21 protein-coding genes are annotated in these 23,688 nt (G+C 71.7%); 11 read left to right on the top strand and 10 right to left on the bottom strand.

Going from position 1 to position 23,688, the window contains the following annotated elements:
- Nucleotides 1-21 precede the first annotated feature (21 nt).
- Together ACLQ2S_RS04330 and ACLQ2S_RS04335 are read right to left on the bottom strand one after the other, a co-directional pair.
- Nucleotides 22-738 carry a DUF998 domain-containing protein gene (locus ACLQ2S_RS04330; RefSeq protein WP_425701155.1) on the bottom strand — a complete coding sequence of 239 codons (717 nt, stop codon included), beginning with the start codon at nucleotides 736-738 and terminating at the stop codon, nucleotides 22-24.
- Nucleotides 731-1,696, bottom strand: a complete 966-nt coding sequence (locus ACLQ2S_RS04335; protein WP_425701156.1) for a glutathione S-transferase family protein — start codon at nucleotides 1,694-1,696, stop codon at nucleotides 731-733. Before ACLQ2S_RS04335 ends, ACLQ2S_RS04330 begins: the two co-directional genes overlap by 8 nt.
- A 109-nt stretch (nucleotides 1,697-1,805) precedes the next feature.
- On the opposite strand from ACLQ2S_RS04335, the gene pcaF reads away from it, so the two are divergent.
- The 4 genes from pcaF to ACLQ2S_RS04355 all read left to right on the top strand — a co-directional run bounded on the left by pcaF (nucleotide 1,806) and on the right by ACLQ2S_RS04355 (nucleotide 6,672).
- On the top strand, nucleotides 1,806-3,008 hold the full coding sequence (gene pcaF / locus ACLQ2S_RS04340) for a 3-oxoadipyl-CoA thiolase (RefSeq protein WP_425701157.1): 1,203 nt from the start codon (nucleotides 1,806-1,808) through the stop codon (nucleotides 3,006-3,008).
- Between the two features lie 117 nt (nucleotides 3,009-3,125).
- A complete protein-coding gene (locus ACLQ2S_RS04345) occupies nucleotides 3,126-3,944 on the top strand; it encodes an SAM-dependent methyltransferase (RefSeq protein WP_425701158.1) in 819 nt (272 codons plus the stop codon).
- A 5-nt stretch (nucleotides 3,945-3,949) separates the two neighbouring features.
- Nucleotides 3,950-6,109, top strand: coding sequence for a putative bifunctional diguanylate cyclase/phosphodiesterase (locus ACLQ2S_RS04350; RefSeq protein ID WP_425701159.1), 2,160 nt, complete (start codon nucleotides 3,950-3,952; stop codon nucleotides 6,107-6,109).
- A gap of 62 nt (nucleotides 6,110-6,171) precedes the next feature.
- On the top strand, nucleotides 6,172-6,672 hold the full coding sequence (locus ACLQ2S_RS04355) for a DUF456 domain-containing protein (RefSeq protein ID WP_425701160.1): 501 nt from the start codon (nucleotides 6,172-6,174) through the stop codon (nucleotides 6,670-6,672).
- A 218-nt stretch (nucleotides 6,673-6,890) separates the two neighbouring features.
- Here ACLQ2S_RS04355 and ACLQ2S_RS04360 read toward each other — a convergent pair whose 3' ends face one another.
- The gene (locus ACLQ2S_RS04360) at nucleotides 6,891-7,937 is read right to left on the bottom strand and encodes a hypothetical protein (protein WP_425701161.1); all 1,047 of its coding nucleotides are present in this window, start codon (nucleotides 7,935-7,937) and stop codon (nucleotides 6,891-6,893) included.
- Entirely contained in the window at nucleotides 7,934-8,281 is a 348-nt protein-coding gene (locus ACLQ2S_RS04365; RefSeq protein ID WP_425701162.1) for a PadR family transcriptional regulator, read from the bottom strand. The genes ACLQ2S_RS04360 and ACLQ2S_RS04365 overlap by 4 nt, the downstream gene beginning before the upstream one ends.
- A gap of 104 nt (nucleotides 8,282-8,385) precedes the next feature.
- Here ACLQ2S_RS04365 and ACLQ2S_RS04370 point away from each other — a divergent pair, with 104 nt between their 5' ends.
- On the top strand, nucleotides 8,386-8,589 hold the full coding sequence (locus ACLQ2S_RS04370) for a hypothetical protein (RefSeq protein WP_425701163.1): 204 nt from the start codon (nucleotides 8,386-8,388) through the stop codon (nucleotides 8,587-8,589).
- Here the strand turns inward: ACLQ2S_RS04370 and ACLQ2S_RS04375 are convergent.
- Nucleotides 8,586-8,993 carry a nitroreductase family deazaflavin-dependent oxidoreductase gene (locus ACLQ2S_RS04375; RefSeq protein WP_425701164.1) on the bottom strand — a complete coding sequence of 136 codons (408 nt, stop codon included), beginning with the start codon at nucleotides 8,991-8,993 and terminating at the stop codon, nucleotides 8,586-8,588. The two genes, ACLQ2S_RS04370 and ACLQ2S_RS04375, sit on opposite strands and share 4 nt — an antisense overlap.
- 187 nt (nucleotides 8,994-9,180) lie before the next feature.
- Between ACLQ2S_RS04375 and ACLQ2S_RS04380 the strand changes: the two genes are divergently transcribed.
- The 4 genes from ACLQ2S_RS04380 to ACLQ2S_RS04395 all read left to right on the top strand — a co-directional run bounded on the left by ACLQ2S_RS04380 (nucleotide 9,181) and on the right by ACLQ2S_RS04395 (nucleotide 16,558).
- Entirely contained in the window at nucleotides 9,181-10,545 is a 1,365-nt protein-coding gene (locus ACLQ2S_RS04380; protein WP_425701165.1) for a glutamine synthetase family protein, read from the top strand.
- Nucleotides 10,546-10,583: 38 nt separating this feature from the next.
- Complete coding sequence (locus ACLQ2S_RS04385) at nucleotides 10,584-11,939, top strand: aldehyde dehydrogenase family protein (protein WP_425701166.1); 1,356 nt, start codon at nucleotides 10,584-10,586, stop codon at nucleotides 11,937-11,939.
- Nucleotides 11,940-11,941: 2 nt separating this feature from the next.
- A complete protein-coding gene (locus tag ACLQ2S_RS04390; protein WP_155215692.1) occupies nucleotides 11,942-12,709 on the top strand; it encodes a 3-oxoacyl-ACP reductase in 768 nt (255 codons plus the stop codon).
- Nucleotides 12,710-12,871: 162 nt separating this feature from the next.
- The gene (locus ACLQ2S_RS04395; RefSeq protein ID WP_425701167.1) at nucleotides 12,872-16,558 is read left to right on the top strand and encodes a SpoIIE family protein phosphatase; all 3,687 of its coding nucleotides are present in this window, start codon (nucleotides 12,872-12,874) and stop codon (nucleotides 16,556-16,558) included.
- Nucleotides 16,559-16,622: 64 nt separating this feature from the next.
- Here the strand turns inward: ACLQ2S_RS04395 and ACLQ2S_RS04400 are convergent, their stop codons facing one another.
- On the bottom strand, nucleotides 16,623-16,937 hold the full coding sequence (locus ACLQ2S_RS04400; protein ID WP_309222852.1) for an STAS domain-containing protein: 315 nt from the start codon (nucleotides 16,935-16,937) through the stop codon (nucleotides 16,623-16,625).
- A gap of 94 nt (nucleotides 16,938-17,031) precedes the next feature.
- Between ACLQ2S_RS04400 and map the strand changes: the two genes are divergently transcribed.
- On the top strand, nucleotides 17,032-17,889 hold the full coding sequence (map, locus tag ACLQ2S_RS04405) for a type I methionyl aminopeptidase (RefSeq protein ID WP_155215686.1): 858 nt from the start codon (nucleotides 17,032-17,034) through the stop codon (nucleotides 17,887-17,889).
- Nucleotides 17,886-18,602 carry a VIT1/CCC1 transporter family protein gene (locus ACLQ2S_RS04410; protein ID WP_425701168.1) on the top strand — a complete coding sequence of 239 codons (717 nt, stop codon included), beginning with the start codon at nucleotides 17,886-17,888 and terminating at the stop codon, nucleotides 18,600-18,602. The genes map and ACLQ2S_RS04410 overlap by 4 nt, the downstream gene beginning before the upstream one ends.
- A gap of 30 nt (nucleotides 18,603-18,632) precedes the next feature.
- Here the strand turns inward: ACLQ2S_RS04410 and ACLQ2S_RS04415 are convergent, their stop codons facing one another.
- From ACLQ2S_RS04415 to ACLQ2S_RS04430, 4 genes are all read right to left on the bottom strand, one after another.
- Complete coding sequence (locus ACLQ2S_RS04415) at nucleotides 18,633-19,310, bottom strand: nucleotidyltransferase domain-containing protein (RefSeq protein WP_425701278.1); 678 nt, start codon at nucleotides 19,308-19,310, stop codon at nucleotides 18,633-18,635.
- 211 nt (nucleotides 19,311-19,521) lie between these two features.
- Entirely contained in the window at nucleotides 19,522-20,031 is a 510-nt protein-coding gene (locus tag ACLQ2S_RS04420) for a nitroreductase family deazaflavin-dependent oxidoreductase (RefSeq protein ID WP_425701169.1), read from the bottom strand.
- A gap of 141 nt (nucleotides 20,032-20,172) precedes the next feature.
- Nucleotides 20,173-22,893, bottom strand: a complete 2,721-nt coding sequence (locus ACLQ2S_RS04425) for an FtsX-like permease family protein (RefSeq protein WP_425701170.1) — start codon at nucleotides 22,891-22,893, stop codon at nucleotides 20,173-20,175.
- Nucleotides 22,890-23,630 carry an ABC transporter ATP-binding protein gene (locus tag ACLQ2S_RS04430; protein ID WP_309222924.1) on the bottom strand — a complete coding sequence of 247 codons (741 nt, stop codon included), beginning with the start codon at nucleotides 23,628-23,630 and terminating at the stop codon, nucleotides 22,890-22,892. The genes ACLQ2S_RS04425 and ACLQ2S_RS04430 overlap by 4 nt, the downstream gene beginning before the upstream one ends.
- Nucleotides 23,631-23,688 lie beyond the last annotated feature (58 nt).

Here is a 23,688-nt window from a genome sequence, read left to right on the forward strand (position 1 = left end):
TCCTCTCCCGATGACGGGACCTCAGCGGCGACGGTGGACTGTGGGCTCGGGCACTGCCGACGCTCCGTCGTCGCGCGCCACCGTGGGGTCGCGTACCGCCAACTGCACCGCCGTGGCCAGGGCCCAGCCGACGGCGACCAGCAGCAGCAGCCGTTCCAGCACCCCGACCAGCGAACTGCGGCCGACCAGCAGCATCGCCAACGCGATCGCGCCCGCGAGTGGCAACGCCACCGCCGCCGCGACGACACCGGTACGCCGCAGGGGACGTCGCGCCACCGGCGAGAAGGCGACCGCCAGCATCGTGAGGACCACCGCCGCGACCGCGACGATGCTCGCCGCACCGTGCACCAGATCCGCCACGGTGGCCTTCTCGAACGGCGGCAGCGGGCAGCCCGCGCTGCACGTCACCGTTGCGGACAGCACCGTGTACAGACTCGCCGCCGCGAGTAGCGTCACCGCGACCCGCAGCGCCGGGTCGGCGCGGCCCGCCACCGCGCCGCGCAACGCGACGGCGAGCAGCAGCAGCGCACCGGCCAGGGCGAACACCCCGCTCCGGTACGTCCAGGCGTAGTCGCTGTCGACGACACCGGCCTCACTCACGTACCCGGCCAGACCCGGGCCCGGCCCGGCGACCACGGCGAGTGTCACCGCGACCGTGCCGGCCACGGCGCAGAGCGCGGCGACCAGCGCGGCGAGCCGCCGCACGGGCCATCGGGCGGCCACCGGCGGCTCAGCCACGCCCGTGCGGTGTCGTCCAGCCGCCCAGATCCGGCCCGAGCGGGACGATGCCGGTCGGGTTGATCTCGTGGTGGGTGGCGTAGTAGTGCCGCTTGATGTGGTCGAAGTCCACCGTCTCCCCGAAACCGGGGGTCTGGAACAGGTCCCGGGCGTACGCCCACAGCACCGGCATCTCGGTGAGTTTCTGCCGGTTGCACTTGAAGTGTCCGTGGTACGCCACGTCGAAGCGGACCAGCGTGGTGAACAGGCGCACGTCCGCCTCGGTGATCGAGTCACCCATCAGGTAACGCTGGTCGGCCAGCCGCGCCGACAACGCGTCCAACCGCGCGAACAACGCCTCGTACGCCTCGTCGTACGCCTGCTGCGAGGTGGCGAAACCGCAGCGGTAGACGCCGTTGTTGACGTCCCGGTGGATCTCGGCCATCAAGACGTCCATCTCCGGGCGCAGCTCGACCGGGTAGAGGTCCGGCGCGTCGGGCGCGTGCAGCCGCCGCCACTCGGTGGACAGGTCCAGGGTCAGCTGCGGGTAGTCGTTGGTGACCACCCGGCCGGTACGCGTGTCGATCAGCGCCGGCACGGTGACCCGACCGGCGTAGTCCGGATCCGTGGCCAGGTACGCCTCGGAGAGGAAGCCGATGTCGAGCACCGGATCGAATCCGTCCTGGTCGAGGGTGAAACGCCAGCCGCGCTCGTCCCGGATCGGGTCGACGGTGCCCAACGAGATGGCGTCGGCCAGCCCGAGCAGGTTACGCACGATCAGCGCCCGGTGCGCCCACGGGCAGGCCCGGCACCAGATCAGCCGGTAGCGGCCCGGCTCCAGCGGCCAGCGGTCCTGATCGTCCGGCCCACCACCGGGCGGCGAGGTCGAGTGCGGGGTGACCCGGCCGGTGAACCGGTTGGGTTGGCGGACGAACGCTCCGCCGCCGCTGGTTTCCGCGCTGAACTGGGCTCGTGCCATGCCCACAACCTATCCGCACCCGCCGGGGATATCCTGGCCGTCGGCGCGGACCCCGTGGGACCCGAGGACGCACCGCTTACGCCCCTTCCGACCCCCCGAAGGATTCGCGATGACCGTGGCATACCTGGTGGCTGGTGTCCGCACCCCGTTCGGCCGGTACGCCGGTGCGCTCGCCGGTGTGCGCCCCGACGATCTGGCCGCCCACGTGATCCGCGAACTGGTCGCGCGGCACCCGTCGGTGGACTGGGCGCGTACCGACGATGTGGTGCTGGGCTGTGCCAACCAGGCCGGTGAGGACAACCGCAACGTGGCCCGGATGGCGGCGCTGCTCGGCGGGTTGCCCGAGCAGGTGCCCGGCAGCACGGTCAACCGGCTCTGCGGCTCCGGCCTGGACGCCCTGGCCACCGCTGCCCGCTCGATCGTCGCCGGTGAGGCGGACCTCGTCGTCGCGGGCGGGGTGGAGAGCATGAGCCGGGCGCCGTTCGTCATGCCGAAGGCCACCACCGCGTTCTCCCGATCCGCCGAGGTGTACGACACCACGATCGGATGGCGGCTGGTGAACCCGTTGATGGAGCGCGGCTGGGGCGTCGACTCGATGCCCGAGACGGCGGAGAACGTGGCCGCCGAGTACGGCGTGGACCGCCTCGCGCAGGACGAGTTCGCGTACCGCTCGCAGTTGCGGGCCGCCAAGGCCCAGGCCGACGGTCTGCTGGCCGAGGAGATCGTGCCGGTGACCGTGCCCGCGGGGCGTCGGGAGACCCGGCTGGTCGAGGTCGACGAGCATCCCCGACAGACCTCGCTGGAGAAGTTGGCCGCGCTGCCCACCCCGTTCCGGGACGGCGGCACGGTGACCGCCGGTAACTCCTCGGGCGTCAACGACGGTGCGGTGGCCCTGCTGGTCGCCTCGGAGGCGGCGGTCGCCGCGTACGGCCTCACTCCGCTGGCCCGGGTCAGCGGCACGGCGGCGGCCGGGGTGGCCCCCCGGGTGATGGGCATCGGTCCGGTCCCGGCGACCCGGCGGCTGCTCGACCGGCGCGGGTTGACCCTGGCCGACATCGACGTGGTCGAGCTGAACGAGGCTTTCGCCGCCCAGTCCGTCGCGGTGCTGCGCGAACTCGGCCTGCCCGAGGACGCCGAGCACGTCAACCCGAACGGCGGGGCCATCGCGCTGGGCCACCCGCTCGGGGCCAGCGGTGCCCGGCTCGCGCTGACCGCCGCGCTCGAACTGCGCCGACGCGGTGGGCGGCGGGCGCTGGCCACCATGTGCATCGGGGTGGGGCAGGGCATCGCGCTGCTGCTGGAGTCCGCCTGACACCGCCGGCCTCGGGGAAAGATCAGGAAAGAACGTTGTGGATCTGCCCCCGCGTCACCGACCGGCCTAGAGTGGGCACCATCACACGATCCACGGCGATGACGTGAGGTGCAGCAAGTGCAGAAGCCGGACGGACTTCCCGCCGAGATCGACCTCTCCCGGCCCAGCGCGGCACGGGTCTACGACTACTTCCTCGGCGGTGCCCACAACTTCGAGATAGATCGGCAACTGGCCGAGCAGATCGCGGCCATGACGCCGAACCTGCCGGCGACCATGCGGGCCGGGCGGGAGTTTCTCCGCCGGGCCATGCGTACCCTGCTCGACGACGGTATCGACCAGTTCCTGGACATCGGTTCCGGCATCCCCACGGTCGGCAACGTGCACGAGGTCGCCCAGGCCGCCAACCCGAAGGCCCGGGTCGTCTACGTCGACATCGACCCGGTGGCGGTGGCGCACAGCCGGGAACTGCTCGCCGACAACGCGTTGACCGGTGTGATCCACGCCGACCTGCGGGATCCGGAGCGGATCCTGTCCGAGGCCCGCGCGTTGGACCTGCTCGACTTCGACCGACCGCTGGGCATCCTGCTCGCCGGGGTGGTGCACTTCGTGCCGGACGTCGACCGCCCCGGTGACATCCTGGCCACCCTGCGCGCCGCCGCCGCGCCGGGCAGCTACCTGGTGATCTCGCACTCGACCTTCGAGGACCAGCCGCAGGAGATGCTGGACGCGCAGCGGCTGTCGGCGCGAACCGCCACCGAGATAACGCTGCGCTCGCGGGCTGAGATCACCGGGTTCTTCGGCGACTGGACCATTGTGGAGCCCGGGGTCGTGCACATGGAGCTGTGGCGACCCGATTCGCCCTCCGAGACGGCCGCCGACGGTCCGCGCTTCGGTGCCTTCGGCGGTGTCGCCCGGAACGACCAGACCGTCGGCTGACCGGGATGGCCGCCGTGGGTGACTCCGGCGGGAAGTCCGTCGACCTGGCGGGTGCCCGGCGGTACGCCGCCGACTGGGCGCAGGCGGTGCACCGGCTCGGGTTCGTGCCGTTGAGCGTGGCCGAGACCGAGGAACTGCTGTACGCGCACACCCTCCGGTTGGCGGCGGTGCTGCTCGACACCGAGGCACCGGCACCGGCGGTCGAGGCGGTCGGCCGGTCCCTGGTCGACGCGCACCTCACCGAACCGGGCGTGGTCGAGTGGTCGGTGCGTACGCTCAGCGACCGATTCCGCACCGAGGTGCTCGCCGACGCGGCCGGGCGGCCGGGACTCGACGCCCGGATCGCGGCGATGCAGGGCGCGCTGGCGGCCGGTTTCGCCCGTGCGCTGCGGGAGCGGACCTTCCGCCAGCAGGAGGGGATCGCCCGCGCCATGTGGCAGGCGCGCGATGACGCCGAGCAGGCGTTGCGCGACAGCGAGGCCCGGTTCCGGGCCGTCTTCGACGGTGCCGCGATGGGCATCGGTATCGCCGGGGTCGACGGGACGATCATCGACGTCAACCAGGCCTTCGCCGACATGCTCGGCTACTCGGTCGACGAGCTGCGACAGATCAACGTGGCGTCGCTGTTCCACGCCGACGACGCGGCCGGTCTGTGGGAGCTCTACCAGGAACTGATCGAGGGCAAACACGACGCGGTCCGGGTCGAGAAGCGCTACTACCGCAAGGACGGCAGTGCCGTCTGGACGGACCTGGCGGTGTCCCTGATCCGCCACGACGACGGTCGGCCCCGGTTCACCGTGGCCGTGGTCGAGGACATCACCGAACGGTACGAACTCCAGCAACGGCTGCGATTCCAGGCGCTGCACGACCCGCTGACCGGCCTGCCGAACCGGACGCTGTTCTTCGACACGCTGTCCAGCCTGGTGGAGCTCACCGACCCGCCCGCCCGGGTCGGTGTCTGCTTCCTCGACCTGGACGGGTTCAAGGCGATCAACGACAGCCTCGGGCACGCCCTCGGTGACCGGCTGCTCGTGATGATCGCCCAGCGGCTGGCCGACTGCGTGTCCGAGCAGGGCTTCCTGGTCGCCCGGATGGGTGGCGACGAGTTCGTCATCCTGGTCGACCGGGTCACCGCCGTCGAGGACGTGATCGCCGTCGCCGACTCGGCGCTGGCCGCCGTCTCCACGCCGGTGTGCGTCGGCGACCAGCAGTTGGTGGTCTCGGCGAGCATCGGCATCGTCGACTCGGCCGTCGCCGGCACCAGCGTCGCGGACCTGATGAAGGCCGCCGACGCCACCCTGTACTGGGCGAAGGCGGAGGGCCGCGACCGGTGGGCGGTCTACGATCCGGAGCGCAGCGCCCGGGACATCGCCCGGTCGGCGTTGGCCGCCGGGTTGCCGGTGGCCCTGGACCGGGGCGAGTTCGTGCTGCACTACCAGCCGATCGTGTCCCTGCTCGACGGCCGCATGTTGGCCGTCGAGGCGCTCGTCCGCTGGCAGCATCCACACCTGGGGCTGATCGGCCCGGACCGGTTCATCGGGCTCGCCGAGGAGACCGGCCTGATCGTCCGGCTCGGTGAGTGGGTGCTGCGGCAGGCGTGTGCTGACGCCCAGCGGTGGCACACCGAGTTCCCCGACGCCGGGCTGGTGGTGAGCGTCAACCTGGCCGCCCGTCAGGCCGACCGACCGGTGATCGTGGACACTGTGGCCGACGCGTTGGCCAGCTCGGGGCTGCCGGCGTCGCTGCTGCAACTCGAACTGACCGAGAGCGCGGTGATGGGCTCCGCGGGGGAGCCGCTCCGAACGTTGCATCGGCTCTCCGCACTCGGTGTCCGGCTGGCCGTGGACGACTTCGGCACCGGTTACTCCAACCTGGCGTACCTGCGTCGGCTGCCGATCACCTGCCTGAAGTTGGCGGGCCCGTTCGTCGAGGGGATCCGGGGCACCGAGCCGGTCGACGCCGACCACCGCGACGAACGGATCGTCGACGCGCTGGTGCGGCTGGCCCACGCGTTGGAGCTCTGGGTCACTGCGGAGGCGGTGGAGACCGAGGCGCAGGCGGAGCGGCTGCGGGCGTTGCGGTGTGACAGCGCCCAGGGGCGGCTGTTCGGCCCGCCCGGCCCGGTCGAGGACGTGACGGCCCGGCTGCGTGGCGCCGACCTGTGATGATCAGACCGTGCCGGATGCGGTGACCGTGTCCGGTCGGGGCGAGCCGATGAGGAGTCGACGTGGGGCTGAGCGAGACCGGAGCGGTGGTGTCGATCATCGCCGCGCTGGCTATCCTGGCCGGGCTGGCCGGAGTGGTGGTACCCGGCCTGCCGGCGCTGCCGCTGTGTTGGGGTGGCGTGCTGGTCTGGGCCCTGTTCGGTGAGGCCGGAGCCGGTCGGTGGCTGGTGCTCGCCGCCGCGACGCTCGTCGCCGTGGGTGGCACCGTCGTCAAGTACGCCTGGCCCGGCCGCAACCTCAAACGGGCCGGGGTGCCGACCAGCTCGCTGCTGGCCGGTGCGGTGCTCGGTCTGGTCGGCTTCTTCGTCATCCCGGTCGTCGGCCTGGTCATCGGCTTCATCGGTGGCGTCTTCGCGGCGGAGCGGCTGCGGCTGGGTGACACCCGGCTGGCCTGGCCCGCGACGAAACGCGCCGTCGGTGCGGCCGGGCTGTCGATGCTGATCGAGTTCCTCTCCGGGGTGGTGATCGGCGGGCTCTGGGTGGCCGGTCTGGTGCTGAGCTGACGTGACACCGAGCGGCGCGGGGCAAAGCGAGGGTACGGCTCGACGCCGTGCCCGAGAGAGAGGTGACGTGTCCCCGCGCCGCCGCGGCGCCGGGCCGTTCCGAGGGCCCGGGTCGGCCCGTCGCGATCGGGCCTGGTCACAAGCCCAAGGATGGGGTACGGCGACGCGTCCGGCAACGCAATTGCGCTCCCACCCCCGCAGCTGCCGCCGTTCGGCGGCTACGGCGCCGGGGTGGGTGGTGAGGTGGCGGCGGGTGTGTCGCGCAGCGCGCGAACGGCCGACACCGCCAGCGGTATGCCTACCGCGAGGATGGCGACGATCTGTACGGATGCGATCGTGGTGAGTGCCGTGCGTTGTGCCTGATCGTGATAGTCGGGCAGGGTGGCCGCTCGTAGGGCGAACGCGGTCGCGGCGAGCAGGGTGAACGCCAGTGACCACGGCAGGGTGCGCGTCGATCGACGGGTTGCGCGAACGGCCAGATGGACCGCCATGGCGACGGTGACCGCCGCACCTGCCAGGCCCGGCCAGTCCAGCAACCTCAGCGCCGGTTCGACGGCCTGAAGGATGAACAGCGGCAGGGCGACGAGGACGACGCCGATCGGCAGCGCGAGCAGCCAGGGCCGGCGCGGCACGGGTGGGACACCGTGCTGGAAGGCCGCCATGGCGAGGAGCAGGACGACGTCGACGAGCAGCAGCGCCCAGGGCGACACGGTCAGCGGTACGTCGCCGACGGCTTGTGCCACGGCGGTGGTGATGGCGGGGGGCGCGATGGCGAGCAGGGCGACCGCCTGGGCCACACGTCGGTATCCGAGGACGAGCGCGACATAGGCCGGCAGCCAGGCGTACCCGGCGAGATCCCACGTCGTGCTCCAGATGCTCGCCGGTCCGGTGAGCATCAGTTCGGGCGCCGGGGCCGGCAGCCAGGCAAGCTTTCCGGAGTACCACAGTGCGACGGCGACACCGCCGGTGGCCAGGACGGCGTGGGTCAGCATCGCCATCAGGGTCGCCAGGCGTACGGCTTGCCCCCACCGGCGCGAACGGGGTGAGGCGTCAGCTCCGCGGCGCAGCCGAACCGCGAGGGACACGATGCTGGCGGCCTCCGCCAGGCTCGGTCGGCCGTAGTCCGCCAGGTACGCCGTGGTCTCGGGGTCGCCGGTGTCCATGCTCTCCAGGAAGGCGGCGACCATGTCGTCTTCCCATTCCTGCCGGTAGCCGGCGGGCAGTAGCCGGAGGAGGGTGCGGTAGCGCTCCTCCAACCGGCTCATGACGACGTCCCGGTGATCGGGCTCCGTTGGTCACCGAGTCGGGCGGCGGCGAGGCGCGCGTTGGCGGCCAGCCGGTGCGCCTCGGCGGCGAGGGCGTCGCGGCCCTGCTCGGTCACCCGGTAGTACCGGCGAAACCGCCCTTGCCAGGCTTCCTCACGGTCCAGCTCGACCAGGCCGTCACCGACGAGTCGGTCCAGGGCGCCGTACAGGGAGCCGATCTTCAGTTGCACCCGCCCCTGTGACAGCTCCGTCACCTCCGCGACGATCCCGTAGCCGTGGCGCGGTTTGTCGATCAGCGCGGTGAGGATGAAGAAAGCCGGTTCGGTCATCGCCCGAGCACTCATACACCCAATATAGTGGAAGACAAGATATCCTGTACGCGTGGACATGGCATCGAGTCGGAGATCACCAAGCGGGCGTACGCCGGAGCGACGGCAGAGGAGTGACCATGGGCGACGGTGACGCGGACGCCGGGGACTTCGGCGGGCCGGATTTCGCTCCCGCGATACCCGCGGTGGAGAGCAGTGCCTTCGGCGCTCCGCCCGCCAACCGGCCGGCGATCGTCTTCGGGCCCGGATACCGCGGTCATGTCGTACTGACCACGTCCGGCACGAGTGCCGCTGCTCAGCCGGAAGACGAAGATCCCGCCTAACGCACAGGCTCCAGGACGAGGACTGGGATCTGGCGGCTGGTCTTCCGCTCGTAGTCGGCGAAGATCGGATACGCGGCCTTCTGCGCGCTCCAGATCCGTTCCCGCTCGTCCCCGGTGACCACCCGGGCGACCACCTCGACCGTGTCGGTGCCGACCTCGACCCGCGCCTGCGGATTCGCCAGCAGGTTGTGGTACCAGTCGGGATTGGTGGGTGCCCCGGCCTTGGAGGCGAACACGGCGTAGCCACCGTCCACCTTCTGGTACATCACCGGGTTCACGCGAGGCTGGCCGCTCTTGGCCCCGATCGTGTGCAACAGCAGCAGCGGCTCACCCGCGAAATGACCGCCCACCTGCCCGCCATTGGCGCGGAACTCGGCGATGACCTTGTCGTTCCAGTCGCTCATGATTTCCCTCCAACCGGGCGCGTACCGGCTCCCTGAAACAACATCGGGGGTGGGGCTCGTGGTCAGCCTACCGGGCCGACTGCTGCCTGGAAGGTCCGAGCGGGCAGCGACCGAGGGGGTATGGGCGAAGCAGCCGATTGACGGTGATCGGTTGTGGCCGGTAGACCTTGGTGATGGAGACGCGTGGATGAGAAAGCCCCCGCTCACGCTGGAACAGCTGCGGGTCGCCGTCGCCGAGGGCGAGATCGACACGGTGGCGTTGGCGCTGGTCGACATGCAGGGCCGGTTGCAGGGCAAACGGTTCCACGCCCCGTACTTCCTCGACCAGGTGGTCGCCCACGGCAGTGAGGGATGCAACTACCTGCTGGCCGTCGACGTCGACATGAACACCGTCGACGGGTACGCGATGGCGAGCTGGGACCGTGGCTACGGCGACTTCGTCATGAAGCCCGACTTCGCCACGCTGCGCCGGGTGCCGTGGCAGCCCGGAACGGCCATGCTCCTGGCCGACCTCAAGTGGCCCGACGGCACCGGCCCGGTGGTGGCCTCGCCCCGGCAGATCCTGCGCGGGCAGCTGGATCGCCTGGCCGCGCACGGGCTGACCGCGTACGCCGGCACGGAGTTGGAGTTCGTGCTGTTCCGCGACTCGTACGAGCAGGCGTGGCAGCGCGGCTACCGGGATCTCACCGCGGCCAACCAGTACAACGTGGACTACTCCCTGCTCGGCACCGCCCGGGTGGAGCCGCTGCTGCGCCGCATCCGCAACGAGATGGCCGGCGCGGGACTGGTTCCGGAGAGCGCCAAGGGGGAGTGCAACCTCGGCCAGCACGAGATCGCCTTCCGCTACGACGAGGCGGTGGCCTGCGCCGACCACCATGTGATCTACAAGAACGGGGCGAAGGAGATCGCCGCCCAGGAGGGCATGTCGATCACGTTCATGGCCAAGCCCAACGAGCGGGAGGGCAACTCCTGCCACATCCACTTCTCGCTGCGCGACGGCTCGGGCGGCTCGGCGATGCTGGGTGACGGCCCGGCGCGGTTGAGCGTCACCGGGCAGCGGGTGCTCGCCGGGCTGCTCGCCACGATGCGGGAGCTGAGTCTGTTCTTCGCGCCGAACATCAACTCCTACAAGCGTTACCAGCCGGGCTCGTTCGCCCCGACCGCGCTGAGGTGGGGCACCGACAACCGCACCTGCGCGCTGCGGCTGGTGGGGCACGGTCAGGGGATGCGGGTGGAGAACCGGGTGCCGGGTGCCGACGTCAACCCGTACCTGGCGATCGCGGCCCTGGTGGCGGGCGCGGTGCACGGCATCGAGAACGGGCTGGAGTTGACCGAGGAATGCACCGGCAACGCGTACGACGACGCGACCGCCGAACGCGTCCCCGGCACCCTCCGCGACGCCCTCGCCCTGTGGGAGTCGTCCTCCGTGGCCCGTGCCGCCTTCGGTGCGGAGGTGGTCGCCCACTACGCCAACATGGCCCGCGTGGAACTGGCCGCCTTCGACGCCGCCGTCACCGACTGGGAGCTGGCCCGTGGCTTCGAACGCCTCTGACCCCAGCCACGCGGGACCGGCGGGTCAGGTGACATCGGATGGGTGAGGTACGGAATCCGGCTACCGGCATGGTGATGCGGGTGGTGTCGGACAGCTCCGTCGAGGACGTCGACGCGGTGATCGAACGCGCGCAGCGGGCGTACCGGCGGTGGCGGACGGTCAGCCCGGCCGAGCGGGGGCGACTGCTGCGGCGCTTCGCGGCGGTGGTGGACGAGCACCTGGAGGAACTGGCGCGGCTGGAGGTCGCCAACGCCGGCCACACCATCGGCAACGCTCGTTGGGAGGCGGGCAACGTCCGGGACGTCCTCGACTACTACGCCGGTGCGCCGGAACGACTCACCGGGCGGCAGATCCCGGTGCCGGGCGGGCTGGACGTCACCTTCCACGAACCGCTCGGCGTGGTCGGGGTGATCGTGCCGTGGAACTTCCCCATGCCGATCGCCGCCTGGGGCTTCGCTCCCGCGCTGGCCGCCGGCAACACGGTGGTGCTCAAACCCGCCGAGCTGACTCCACTGACCGCGATGCGCCTGGCCGAGCTGGCGGCGCACGCGGGTCTGCCCGAGGGGGTGTTCACCGTGCTGCCCGGCCGGGGTGAGGTGGTGGGCGACCGGTTCGTCAGCCACCCGGCCGTACGCAAGATCTGCTTCACCGGTTCCACGGCGGTCGGCACCCGGATCATGGCCGGCTGCGCGAGCCAGGTGAAGCGGTTGACCCTGGAACTGGGCGGCAAGTCGGCGAACCTGGTCTTCGCCGACGCCGACCTGGAGCGGGCCGCCGCCAGCGCGCCGTACGCGGTCTTCGACAACGCCGGCCAGGACTGCTGCGCCCGCTCCCGGCTGCTGGTGCAGCGCACGGTCTACGACCGCTTCCTCGAACTGCTCGAACCGGCGGTGCGCGCCTTCCGGGTCGGTGACCCGGCCGACGAGAGCACCGAGATGGGGCCGTTGATCTCCGCCGGGCAACGGGATCGGGTCGCCGGGTACGTCGACGGTTCGCGGGTGGCGTTCACCGGCTCGCGGCCCACCGGCACCGGCTACTGGTACCCACCGACGGTGCTGCTCGCCGACTCACCCGGCGACCGCCACTGGCGGGAGGAGATCTTCGGCCCGGTCGTCTCGGTGCTGCCGTTCGACGACGAGGCGGACGCCGTCCGGCTGGCCAACGACACCGAGTACGGTCTCTCCGGCTCGATCTGGACCCGGGACGTGGGCCGGGCACTGCGGATGGCCCGAGTGGTGGAGGCGGGCAACCTGAGCGTCAACTCCCACTCCTCGGTGCGGTACTGGACCCCGTTCGGCGGGATGAAGCGCTCCGGCCTGGGCCGGGAACTGGGGCCGGACGCCCTGCACGCGTTCACCGACGTCAAGAACGTCTTCGTCAGCACCGAGGAGTGATCATGTCGGGACGGTTGCAGGATCGGGTGGCTGTGGTGACCGGGGCGGCCAGCGGCATCGGCCTGGCCACCGTGCGGCGATTCGCCGCCGAGGGCGCCCGGGTGGTCTGTGTCGACATCGACGCCGAGGCCGGCCAGCGGGCGGCCGACGAGGTGGGCGGGAGCTTCGTCGCGGCCGACGTCGCCGACGAGACGGCGGTACGCGACCTCTTCGACGGCGTGGTCGAACGGTACGGACGGGTGGACGTGGCGTTCAACAACGCCGGCATCTCCCCACCGGACGACGATTCCATCCTGGAGACCGGGCTGGACGCCTGGGAACGGGTGCTGCGGGTCAACACCACCAGCGTCTACCTCTGCTGCAAGCACGTCATCCCGCACATGCGGCGGCAGGGCCGAGGCTCGATCATCAACACCGCCTCCTTCGTGGCGTTGATGGGCGCGGCGACGTCCCAGATCGCGTACACCGCGAGCAAGGGCGGGGTGCTGGCGCTCACCCGGGAACTGGGCGTGCAGTTCGCCCGGGAGGGCATCCGGGTCAACGCCCTCTGCCCTGGGCCGGTGGCGACGCCGCTGCTGCGTGAACTGTTCGCCGCCGATCCGGATCGCGCCGCCCGTCGGTTGGTGCACGTGCCGATGGGGCGGTTCGGCGAGCCGACCGAGATCGCCGCCGCGGTGGCCTTCCTGGCCAGCGACGACGCTTCGTTCATGACCGCCGCGCAGTTCGTGGTCGACGGCGGCATCACGGGCGCGTACGTCACCCCCCTGTGATGTCGCCGACACCTGTCGTCGGCCATCCGGGTCGGCCACCGGGCTGGGAGCCCGCAACAGCGCCCGAAGGGGCGTACGCGTTACGTCGCTGATCCGTCTGGGTAGAAGGCTGGTCAGGGCATTTGATGATCGGTGTGGTGGGGCGACGGCCGGGGAGGCTGCATGAACTCGGCCCAGGGGGGCGTGGATAACGGCCAGCTGTCCACGGCGGGAGGTGGAATGTCCCAGCTGCTCGCGGCGGCGTTCGCGGGCGGCGGCGAGATGGGGGCGTTGATCCGGGACCGTGACTGGTCGGCCAGTCCGCTCGGCCCTCCGCAGCGGTGGCCTACCGCGCTGGGCAACGCGATGAGCACCATGCTCGCCTCCAAGGCGCAGATCGCCATGTTCTGGGGGGAGGACCTGCGCACCTTCTACAACGACGCCTACCGGCCGACCATCGGTGACAAGCATCCCGCTGTGCTGGGCGAACCCGCCCGGGAGCACTGGGCGGAGACCTGGGACGTGCTGGGGCCGTTGCTGACCGGCGTGCTGCGCTCAGGCGAGTCGTACCACGGCCGGGACCATCACTTCCTGCTCGACCGGCACGGCTTCGTCGAGGACGTCTACTTCGACGTCTCGTACGACCCGATTCGCGACGCCGACGGAGCGATCAGCGGGGTGTTCTGCCTCTGCAGCGAGACCACCGGCAGGGTGCTCAGCGAACGCCGCCTGCGTGCGCTGGCCGAACTCGGCTCGGAGTTGGCCGATCCGGTCGGCGGCGAGGAGTTGGGCCCGAGCGCGGCGGCGGTGCTGGACCGGTATCGGGCCGATGCGCCGTTCGGGCTGCTCTACCTGCGAGACGGCGACGGCCGGCTGCGCCTGGCCGGGGTCAGCGGTGCCGCTACCGGCCCGGTCGACGCGTCCCCCAGGCTGGTGGAGCTGGCCGGGACCGGCGTCACCGGGATGGTGGGCACCGCCGACCTACTCGGCCGGCTGCCGGCCGACGCCGCCGACGAGGCGGTGGTGTTGCCGATCAACGCGACCAACGACCTGGCCGGGGTGCTGGTGTTGGGCGTGGCCCGGCGGCTGCCGTTCACCGAGGACTACCGCACCTTCTGCGAGCTGGTCGCCGCCCAGATCTCCCGGGCGGTCGGCAAGCAGCGGGCGTACGAACAGGAACGGGCCCGGGCCGCCGAGCTGGCCGCCCTGGACCTGGCCAAGACCAACTTCTTCGCCAACGTCAGCCACGAGTTCCGCACCCCGTTGACGCTGGTGCTGGGCCCGTTGGAGGAGTTGCTCGTCGACTCGACGCTCGGCGAGGAGCACACGCAGCGGCTGGCCGTGATGCACCGCAACGCCTTGCGGCTGTTGAAGCTGGTCAACACGGTGCTCGACTTCTCCCGGCTGGAGTCCGGGCGGCTGGTGGCCCACTACGAGCCCACCGATCTGGCCGGCTACACCTCCCGGGTGGCCAGTACGTTCCGTTCGGCCAGCGAACGCGCCGGGGTGCGGCTGGTGGTGGACTGTCCGCCGCTGGCGGAGCCGGTCTACGTCGACCCGGACATGTGGGAGAAAATCGTCCTCAACCTGGTCTCCAACGCCCTGAAGTTCACCTTCGAGGGCGAGATCAGCATCCGGGTCCGTGAGGTCGACGGGGCCGCCCGACTGGAGGTCTCCGACACCGGTGTGGGCATCGAGGCACACGAGTTGCCGCACGTGTTCGAGCGGTTCCACCGGGTGCCGGGGGCGCGTTCCCGCAGCCACGAGGGGACCGGGATCGGCCTGGCCCTGGTGCGGGAACTCGTCGAGATGCACGGCGGACGGATCAGCGCCACCAGCCGGCCTGACGTCGGTAGCAGCTTCACGGTCACCATCCCGTTCGGTGTCGGGCACCTGCCGGGCGAGCGGGTGGCCGACACCGACCACACCGGGCGTGAACCACGACAGGCCCCGCTCTTCGTCGCCGAGACCGCGCAGTGGACCACCGGTCCGGTCGCGGCGGCGTCCGGCCCCACCGGGTTGGGTGCCGGCACTGTGGTGCCACAGGAACTCCTCACCACCGCGCCCGCCGGCCGGGTGCTGGTCGTCGACGACAATCCCGATCTGCGTGAGCACGTCGCCGGTCTGCTCGTGCCCACCTGGGAGGTGCGTACCGCCGCCGACGGGGTGGCGGCGATGCGACTCGCCACCACGGAGACGTTCGACCTGGTCTTGACCGACGTGATGATGCCGCGCCTGGACGGCTTCGGTCTGGTCGCCGCGCTGCGCGCGGACCCACGCACCCGGTACGTGCCGATCGTGCTGCTCTCCGCCCGCGCCGGTTCGGCCGAGGAGGTGGCCGGGCTGTCGGTGGGTGCCGACGACTACCTCACCAAACCCTTCTCCGGGCAGGAGTTGATCGCCCGAGTACGGGCCAACATGGCCCTCGGTCACCTGCGTAACCAGATCATCCGGCGGCTGCGGGCGCTCGCCGACGCCGCCGTCGCGGTCAACACCGCCCGCTCCACCGCCGACGTGCTCCAGGTCGCTGCCCGTCACGCGTTGAGCCTCGTCGAGGCCGTCCGGGTGGTGGTCTCCGCCGGTGGGGTGCGGTACGAGGCCGACGCCGGTGGGGCCAGCGGTGCCGAGCCCACCTTCGTGCTGTCGTTGACCGGGGTGGCCGACCAGCCGCTCGGTGAGCTACGGGTGTGGCACCCGGCCGCCGAGAGCGCCGATGCCGACGAGGCGGCGTTGACCCAACTCGCCCGCCTGGTCGGGGCGCGGCTGGAGAACGCGCAGCTCTACGAGGCCGAGCACCGCATCGCCACCACCCTCCAACACAGCCTGCTGCCCCGCACCCTGCCCCAGTTGCCCGGCGCGGTGGTGGCCAGCCGCTACCTACCGGGCAGCGCGGACGTCGAGGTCGGCGGCGACTGGTACGACGTGGTGGCCCGGGACGACGACGAACTCGTGCTGGTCATCGGCGACGTGGTCGGCAAGGGCGTGCCGGCGGCGGCAGCCATGGGCCAGTTGCGTAACGCGCTACGCGCGTACGTGCTGGAGGGTTTCGATCCCGGTGAGTCGTTGACCCGGTTGAACCGGTTGGTGGGGTCCAGCGAGTCACGTTCCTTCGCGACGGTCTTCTGCCTGTGGTTCAGCCCCCGCACGGGTCGGCTGCGCTACGCCAGCGCCGGGCATCCGTCGCCGCTGCTGATCCGTGACGACGACGTGGCCTTCCTGCACGACCGGGCGCTCGGGCCGCCGGTCGGCGCCATCGCGGGCACCGAGTACGAGACCGTCTCCGGCGAGCTGCGGGCCGGTGACCGGCTGCTGCTCTACACCGACGGGCTGATCGAGGACCGGCAGATCGGCATCGACGAGTCGTTGGCCCTGCTGCGCGCCGACGCGGCCCGCTCGAGTGAACACGTGGCCGACCTCATCGACGCGGTGGTGGGGCGGGTCGCCGGTCGGCCACGACGCGACGACGTCGCGGTGCTGGCGCTGGAGGCGGTCGAACTCAACCGGTTCGAACTGCGGCTGCCCGCCGACCCGACCCGACTCAGCGTGCTGCGCAAGCGGCTGGAGGACTTCCTCGTCGCGCACCGGGTGGGCGAGACAGACCTGTTCGACCTGACCGTGGCGGTCTCCGAGGCGGCGGCCAACGCCATCGAACACCCCGTGGACCCGGTGGAGCCGGTGATCGACATCGAGGTGCGGGTGGAGGGCCGTACGGTGGTGGCGACGGTGCGCGACAGCGGGCGGTGGCGTCAGTCGACCGGGTCCGGCTTCCGGGGTCGCGGACTGTCGCTGATCCGGGCACTGGGAGATCTCACGGTCGAGCACTCCCCGCAGGGGACCGAGGTCACCCTGCGCCGGGAACTGAGCGCGTAGCGAGCGCTCGCCGGCCGCCGTCGTGGTGGCGAACCCGCGGCGAGGCGAGCCCACTGGGTGCGGATCAAGCCGGATGCAGCCACGGCTGGCTCGCCAGACCGGCGATCTCCAGGACTCGACTGACCTGCCGGGACGGCAGCACCGTCAGCCCTTCCGGATAGCGGCCGGCCAGCCGGACCAGCGCGTGGATGGCCGCCGAATCGAAGAAGGTGACCTCACGCAGGTCGAGTGTCACCTGGCCGGCCGGCTCGCGCAGTACGGTCTGGAGCATGGTGTCGGCGGTCGCCATGTCGACCTCGCCGGTCACCACCACGCTGAGGTGGTCACCATCGGTTTCCGCTCTGGCGGAGAAGATGGGAGGTGCGCCCCCTTGATCCACGCAGACACCTTGACACAGTGCCTCTGGTGGGGCAACAACCACCCGTGACGGACGGTGTTGGGGGACCTTGGCCGGGCGGCGATAGGCTTGCGTCATGACCGTCCGTGCGCCGCTGACCCCCGGCACGCTTTCCCCGTGGCGGCCGGTGCCCGCCCACATCGTCCGACCGGAGTACGTCGGGAAGAAGGCTCCCCGACCCTGGCAGGGGTCGCACGTGCAGACACCGGAGACCATCGAGAAGATGCGTCTGGCCGGGCGGATCGCCGCCCAGGCGGTGCAACTGGCGGGAGAGCACTGCAAGCCCGGCGTGACCACCGACGAGATCGACCGGGTGGTGCACGACTTCCTCATCGACAACGGGGCCTATCCGTCGACCCTCGGTTACCGGGGCTTCCCGAAGTCCTGCTGCACCAGCCTGAACGAGGTGATCTGCCACGGCATCCCCGACTCGACCACGCTGGTCGACGGCGACATCATCAACGTCGACGTCACCGCGTACATCGGTGGGGTGCACGGCGACACGGACGCCACCTTCTGCGTCGGTGCGGTCAGCGAGGAGAACCGGCTCCTGGTCGAGCGGACCCACGAGGCGATGATGCGGGGGATCCGGGCGGTCGCCCCGGGCCGGCAGATCAACGTCATCGGCCGGGTCATCGAGTCGTACGCGAAGCGTTTCGGCTACGGCGTGGTCCGCGACTTCACCGGGCACGGGATCGGCGAGGCGTTCCACAGCGGGCTCTACGTGCCGCACTACGACAGCCCGCGCCCCACCGACGTGATGGAGCCGGGGATGACCTTCACCATCGAGCCGATGATCACGCTCGGCACCCACCAGTACGACCTGTGGGACGACGGCTGGACGGTGGTCACCAAGGACCGGAAGTGGACCGCCCAGTTCGAACACACCGTCCTGGTGACCGAGGACGGCCACGAGATCCTGACGCTGCCGTGACCGAGACCCCGGCGGCGTTGCACGAGCACCACCACGCCGACGTGTCCGGCGGCTGGCTGCGCCCGGCGGTGTTCGGTGCGATGGACGGCCTGGTCACCAACATCGCCCTGATCGCCGGTGTGGGCGGCGGTGGCGTCGCGCCGCACACCATCGTGCTCACCGGCACCGCCGGGCTGGTCGCCGGTGCCATCTCGATGGCGCTCGGTGAGTACACGAGCGTGCGGTCCGCCAACGAGCAGATCGCCGCCGAGGTGGCCAAGGAACGGCAGGAACTGGAGCGCCACCCGGAGGCCGAGGCCCAGGAGCTCGCCGCGATGTGGGTCGCGAGGGGCCTGCCGGAGGATCTCGCCATCCAGGTCGCCGAGGCGGTACGCGACAACCCGGAGCAGGCCCTGCGCATGCACGTGCAGGAGGAGTTGGGCGTCAACCCGGACGAACAACCCGATCCGTGGAAGGCGGCGCTCTCGTCGTTCCTCTGCTTCTCGGTCGGGGCGCTGGTGCCGCTGCTGCCGTACCTGTTCGGCGCGACCAGCCTGGTGCTCGCCCTGGCGGTCGGCGGGCTCGGCCTCTTCGTCGCCGGTGCGGTCGTCTCCCGGTTCACCAGCCGCCGGTGGTGGTCCGGCGGGCTGCGCCAACTGCTGCTCGGTGGTGCCGCCGCGGTGGCGACATACCTGATCGGCACGCTGATCGGGGTGCAGGGCGGCCTCGGCTGAGCTGTCGGGCCCTCGTTCCCGCCGGCTGGGTCAGCCGTTGAGCAGGTCGTCGACGGTGCCGTCGACGGGGGAGCCCCGGGCGGTCAGTTCCGCCGACTGGCGGGCCAGCACGGCACCCACCTCGGTCATGTCCGCCCCGGCCAGCCCGGTGCGCCGCACCGCGTCGCCGGGATCCCGGAAGTAGGTGCGGCTGAGCAGTCCGCTGACCGTGGCCGCGCCGAGGCGGGCCTCGCCGAGCATCAGCAGGGCCTGGTCGGTCTCGTACCACTCGGCGAGCCGGGCGGCCCTGGCGTGTGCGGCACTGCCCCGATACCAGGCCCGTCGGGCGGCCGAGGTGAACTCGGTCGGTCGGGCGCGGGCCAACCGGCCGAGGTGCTCGTCGCGCAGGGTGGGCAACCAGCCGGTGGGGTCGTGCAGGGCGCGCGTGGTGACGTAGCGGTCGGCGGTCAGCGGCCATCGACTGGTCAGTCGCCGGGCCTGGCGCAGGCGCTCCTCGGCGGCGACGACGGTCAGGTCGACCAGCACCCCGTCGACCCGGCGGGTCGTCGCCGGTGGCCCGGTGCCGGGACGGTACGTCACGACCAGCAGCCCGACCTCGCCGACGCCACCGCCGTCGTCGTCGCCGTGCGCCAACGGACCGTGGACCGCGACCGCGAGTACGTCGGCCGGGAACCGCCGACAGACGGCTGCCGAGACCCGTTCGGCCATGTCCCACCGGGGATCGTCCCGGTGCTCCTGGAGACCGTCCACGCCGACCACCCCGCGATCGCGCCACCCACACCGTCGCCGACAGCGACGGCCCGGTCACCGCACACCCTAACGTGTGGCTCCGGCATCTCGGTCGAGCCGAGGCCGGGGCATGGCGAGGGTGGGCAGGCCGTCCGCGCCGCGAAACGGCCCCGGTCCCGGGCGCCTCCCCTCAGCGCGGCTGGTCGGAGCCGTTCGGGTCGTCGGTGCCGCGGCCCTCGTCGGGGACCAGCCGGAAGATGCGGATCTCCCGGCCACCGGCCCGCGCCACGTACGCCTCGTAGGCCGGCCACTCGTCGACCAGCAGCCGCCACAGTCGGTCGCGTTCGGCCCCGGTGGCGACCTCGGCGCGTACCGCGATCCGGTGCCCCTTGACGTCCACTTCGGCCCGTGGATCGGCGAGCAGGTTCAGCGACCACGCGGGTTGGTGGGCCTGGCCCCAGTTCGATCCGACCACCACGTAGCCGTCCCCGTCGGGCACGTAGAGCAGCGGGTTGCTGCGTGGTCGGCCGGACTTGCGGCCGGTGGTGGTGATCACCAGGGACGGTACGAGCCCCAGGGCCACCACCCGGCCTCGGGTGAGTCGCCCGACGGCCCGGTCGACGGGTACCAGCAGCCGGACGGTGGCGGCGAACCAGCGATACCTACCGACCCGGCGAGTGACGCTTCCCAGCACGGACATTCGCCCAGTCTGCCGTCGCGACCCGCGCTCCGACACTGTCTGATCAGCCGCGAACGCGGCCGGCCCGGTCTGATCAGCCGCGAACGCGGCCGGCCCGGTCTGATCAGCCGCGAACGCGGCCGGCCCGGTCTGATCAGCCGTTCAGTCCAGGTGGCGTTCCACGGGTAGCCGGGAGCGGGTGAACAGCGCCGCGCCGAGCATCGCCACCAGTGGCACGGCGGCCAGCACCCCGAGGGTGGGCCAGGGCATGACCAGCGGGTATGGCGGTTCGATCGGCCACTGGTCGGCGTACCGCTGGTTGGTGAAGGCCATCACGACCAGGGCCGAGGCGAGTCCGGCGACGATGCCCAGCGCCGAGCCGAGCACCGTGATCAAGCCCGCCTGGCAGAGCGAGAGCAGTCGACGTACGCGTGGGCTGGCGCCGACCGCGCCCAGGGTGGACAGGTCGGTGCGGGCCTCAGCGGCGGCCAGGCCGGTGGCGATGGCGGCGGCGCCGATGGTGACGACGGCCGCGACCCCGGCCAGCAACAGCAGCAGCGGCCGGGTGTTGTTGTGGCTCCGGTTCCACTCCACGCTGACTCCGGCAGGGGCGAGCGGGCGCAGGGCGGCTGCAAGATCATCATGCTGTCGCTGGCCCGGCGGTTTCTCGGCGTTCAGCGCCCAGCCGATCTGCCGGGCCACCAGCCCGAGTCGGTCGGCGGCGGCGGGGGAGAGCACCAGCCACTGCTCACCGAGGCCGGTGTGCAACGCGTGTCCGGGCACCGTAGCGGTATCCGTCGACCGAGTCTCGTCGCCGTGCTCCACGCGGAGATCCAGTCGCCCGTCCCGCAGGAAACGGTCGTCGGTGATCACCGCGCCACCGGAACGCAGCGTGGCGGTGCCAGCGGCGACATCGTCCGGCGCGACCCCGGTGAGCAGCCCCAGCGCTGTGCCGTCGTCCACCGCGACCCGCAGGTACGGACCGTCGAGGGTGTCGTCGCGGTACTGGCAGCGGGGGTCGGCGCGGGCCCGCTGTTGGTCGCCCTCACTGAGCGGTTGGTACGGCCGCCAGGGGCAGAGTCGCTCCGGCGGCATGGTCGCGGTGATCATGCAGCTGTCGAAATCCGGCGCACAGCCCGCTGACACCAGCGGGGCGATGGTGTCGGTGCCGAGCAGTTCCCGCGCCAAGCCGCTGATCTGCTCGCGGGCATTGTCCGACGCGATTTCGCCGCTGTAGGTGACCAGCACGGTGTGTTCCGGCAGGAACGCCCGGTTCCGCTGCTCGGTGCGGACCTCGTCGCTGGCCAGGAAGAGACCGAGGGCGACACTGCCGGCGACCGCGGCCATCACGGCGGAGATGGCCGGTGCGGCCGACGCCCGGTTGCGGCTGGCGTCGCGTACCGCGATCCGGGGGACCAGCGGGAGGAACCGGCCGAGCCGGGCCAACAGGCCCACCAGTGTCGGGGTGGCGAACACCAGCCCCAACTCGCCCAGAACCAGCCCGGCGAGGATGACCGACTGCGAGGTGACGACCGCGCCGATCGCGGCCACGACCGTCCCACCGGCGGCCAACGCGATGCCGATGGTGAGCCACCGACGCCGGTGCGTCGGCGGGGTCCGCCGTCCGGCGAGTCCGGCCACCACGTCCTGCCGGGCGGCCGTCCACGCCGGTGCCAGTGCGGCCAGGACCCCGGCGAGCAGTGCGACCAGCGCGATCGCGATCAGCCCTGGGGGCCAGACACGGTATCCGCCGAGCCGTTCGTGGAAGATGAACTGTTCGACCAGCGGCCGTCCGGCGAAGGCTGCCGCCACGCCGAGTGCGATTCCGATGACGGCACCGGCTCCGCCCAGCACCACGCCGTCGGCGAGTACCACTCGGCGCAGGTGGGCGGCGTCGCCCCCGGCGACAGCCACCAGCGCCAGTTCCCGCCGCCGACGGCGTACTCCGACGGCGAACGCCGGCCCGACCAGCAGCACCACCTCAAGCAGGCCGAGCCCGCCCACCAGCACCCCGGTGCTGACGTTCTCCAGCGACGTCCCGCCGACCATCGGGTCGTACTGGTCGAGCGGTGCCCCTGGTGGTGGCGCGGGCATCCGGGCCGTGACCACGATGCCGTGCTGGTTGAGCCGCTGATAGACGTCGTCGGTGATCGGGCCCGGCAGGTCAGCCAGGAACACCTCGTCGCTGCCGTTCGGCGTGGGTGCCCCGGCGGGATGCAGGATGACCATCGGGGAGAGCCGCTCGGGTAGCTCGGCCACGCCGACCACCGTCCAGCTGCGCGGGCTGTCCCCGGCGACGACGCGGTCCCCGAGGTCGACACCGAGGCTGCGGCGGGCGGCCAGGTTCACCGCGATCTCGTCAGCGGCGGCCGGCGCCCGGCCCCGGTGGATCCGGGCGAGGTCGCGCCCGAGCGGATCGGTCAGGTCGATCACGGTGGCGTCGATGTCGTCGCGGATCCGGTCGCCCTGCCAGGCGCTGAACGGCACCCAACGGCGCACCGGCAGCACGTGGCTGCCCTCGGGCAGCAGCGCGGCGACGTACTCCCCGGTGACCGCTGCGGGGATCTTGTCCTCGTCACCAGGGGAGATCCAGGCGGTGCCGTCGGCGCTCTGCTGGATCGAACTGCGGCTGACCACCCGCAGTTCCGCGTCGGCGCTGCCGAGTCGGCGATCCAGTTCCTCGCTCGGGGTCAGCCGGGACATCTCCACGCTGACCGAGACGAAGCTCAACGCCAACACCGGCAGGATGATCATCGCCAGCACCAGGGCGGTACGCCCCCGGGCGCGTCGTGCCTCGCGTCGGGCGATGCGCAGCGCCGCCCGCCACGATCCGATCGCCTCGGCCAGCCGGGCGCGGCTGAGCAACCGGGGTGATCCGCTCACCGGCCGCTTCCGCTGAGCAGGGCCTCCACGCCGGCCAGTGGGGCGGTCGAGTCGACCGCCACGCCGTCGCGCAGGAAGACCACCCGGTCCGCCCAGGCGGCGTGGCGGGCCTCGTGGGTCACCAGCACGCCGGCGGCTCCGGCGTCGACCCGGCGGCGCAGCAGCCGCAGCACCGCCTCTCCGGTCTGCGAGTCCAGTGCCCCGGTCGGCTCGTCGGCCAGCACCAGACGCCGCTGCCCGACCAGCGCCCGCGCGATGGCGACGCGCTGCTGCTGACCACCGGAGAGCTGGTCCGGGAAGCGGTCAGCCAGCTCCAACAGACCCACCTCGGTCAGCGCGTCGAGCGCCAGTCGGCGGGCCGCTCGTACCCGGGAGCCGTCCAGTTCGAGCGGAAGTGCGACGTTCTCCACCGCGGTCAGGCTGCCGATGAGGTTGAGGTTCTGGAAGATGTACCCGATGCGACGACGGCGCAGCCGCGCCAGCCCACGCCGGTCCAGGGCGTGCAGTGGCTGCCCCTCGACGTGCACCTCACCGGCGGTCGGGCTGTCCAGCCCACCGGCCAGGGTGAGCAGGGTCGACTTGCCGGAACCGGAGGGGCCCATCACGGCGACCAGCTCGCCGGGGCGTACGGCCAGGCTCACCCCGCGCAGGGCGTGCACCGCAGCCGGGCCGCTGCCGTGGGTGCGATGTACGTCACGCAGGTCCAGCACGGTGTCGCCGGTCGGGTCGGCGGCCACGGTGCCGGAGGCGGCGACGGAGTCGGAGGTGGCCCTCGGGTCGGGGGTGGCCGGCGTC

Origin of the sequence: Micromonospora sp. DT48, assembly GCF_049844495.1 — a bacterium.
Taxonomy (GTDB): Bacteria; Actinomycetota; Actinomycetes; order Mycobacteriales; family Micromonosporaceae; genus Micromonospora.

Bases quoted from the DNA above. Each gene is read 5' to 3' on its own strand.
- ACLQ2S_RS04335 (WP_425701156.1), bottom strand. From the start codon at position 1,696: ATGGCACGAGCCCAGTTCAGCGCGGAAACCAGCGGCGGCGGAGCGTTC.
- pcaF (WP_425701157.1), top strand. From the start codon at position 1,806: ATGACCGTGGCATACCTGGTGGCTGGTGTCCGCACCCCGTTCGGCCGG.
- ACLQ2S_RS04350 (WP_425701159.1), top strand. From the start codon at position 3,950: ATGGCCGCCGTGGGTGACTCCGGCGGGAAGTCCGTCGACCTGGCGGGT.
- ACLQ2S_RS04360 (WP_425701161.1), bottom strand. From the start codon at position 7,937: ATGAGCCGGTTGGAGGAGCGCTACCGCACCCTCCTCCGGCTACTGCCC.
- ACLQ2S_RS04365 (WP_425701162.1), bottom strand. From the start codon at position 8,281: ATGAGTGCTCGGGCGATGACCGAACCGGCTTTCTTCATCCTCACCGCG.
- ACLQ2S_RS04370 (WP_425701163.1), top strand. From the start codon at position 8,386: ATGGGCGACGGTGACGCGGACGCCGGGGACTTCGGCGGGCCGGATTTC.
- ACLQ2S_RS04375 (WP_425701164.1), bottom strand. From the start codon at position 8,993: ATGAGCGACTGGAACGACAAGGTCATCGCCGAGTTCCGCGCCAATGGC.
- ACLQ2S_RS04380 (WP_425701165.1), top strand. From the start codon at position 9,181: ATGAGAAAGCCCCCGCTCACGCTGGAACAGCTGCGGGTCGCCGTCGCC.
- ACLQ2S_RS04385 (WP_425701166.1), top strand. From the start codon at position 10,584: ATGGGTGAGGTACGGAATCCGGCTACCGGCATGGTGATGCGGGTGGTG.
- ACLQ2S_RS04390 (WP_155215692.1), top strand. From the start codon at position 11,942: ATGTCGGGACGGTTGCAGGATCGGGTGGCTGTGGTGACCGGGGCGGCC.
- ACLQ2S_RS04395 (WP_425701167.1), top strand. From the start codon at position 12,872: ATGAACTCGGCCCAGGGGGGCGTGGATAACGGCCAGCTGTCCACGGCG.
- map (WP_155215686.1), top strand. From the start codon at position 17,032: ATGACCGTCCGTGCGCCGCTGACCCCCGGCACGCTTTCCCCGTGGCGG.
- ACLQ2S_RS04415 (WP_425701278.1), bottom strand. From the start codon at position 19,310: ATGGCCGAACGGGTCTCGGCAGCCGTCTGTCGGCGGTTCCCGGCCGAC.
- ACLQ2S_RS04420 (WP_425701169.1), bottom strand. From the start codon at position 20,031: ATGTCCGTGCTGGGAAGCGTCACTCGCCGGGTCGGTAGGTATCGCTGG.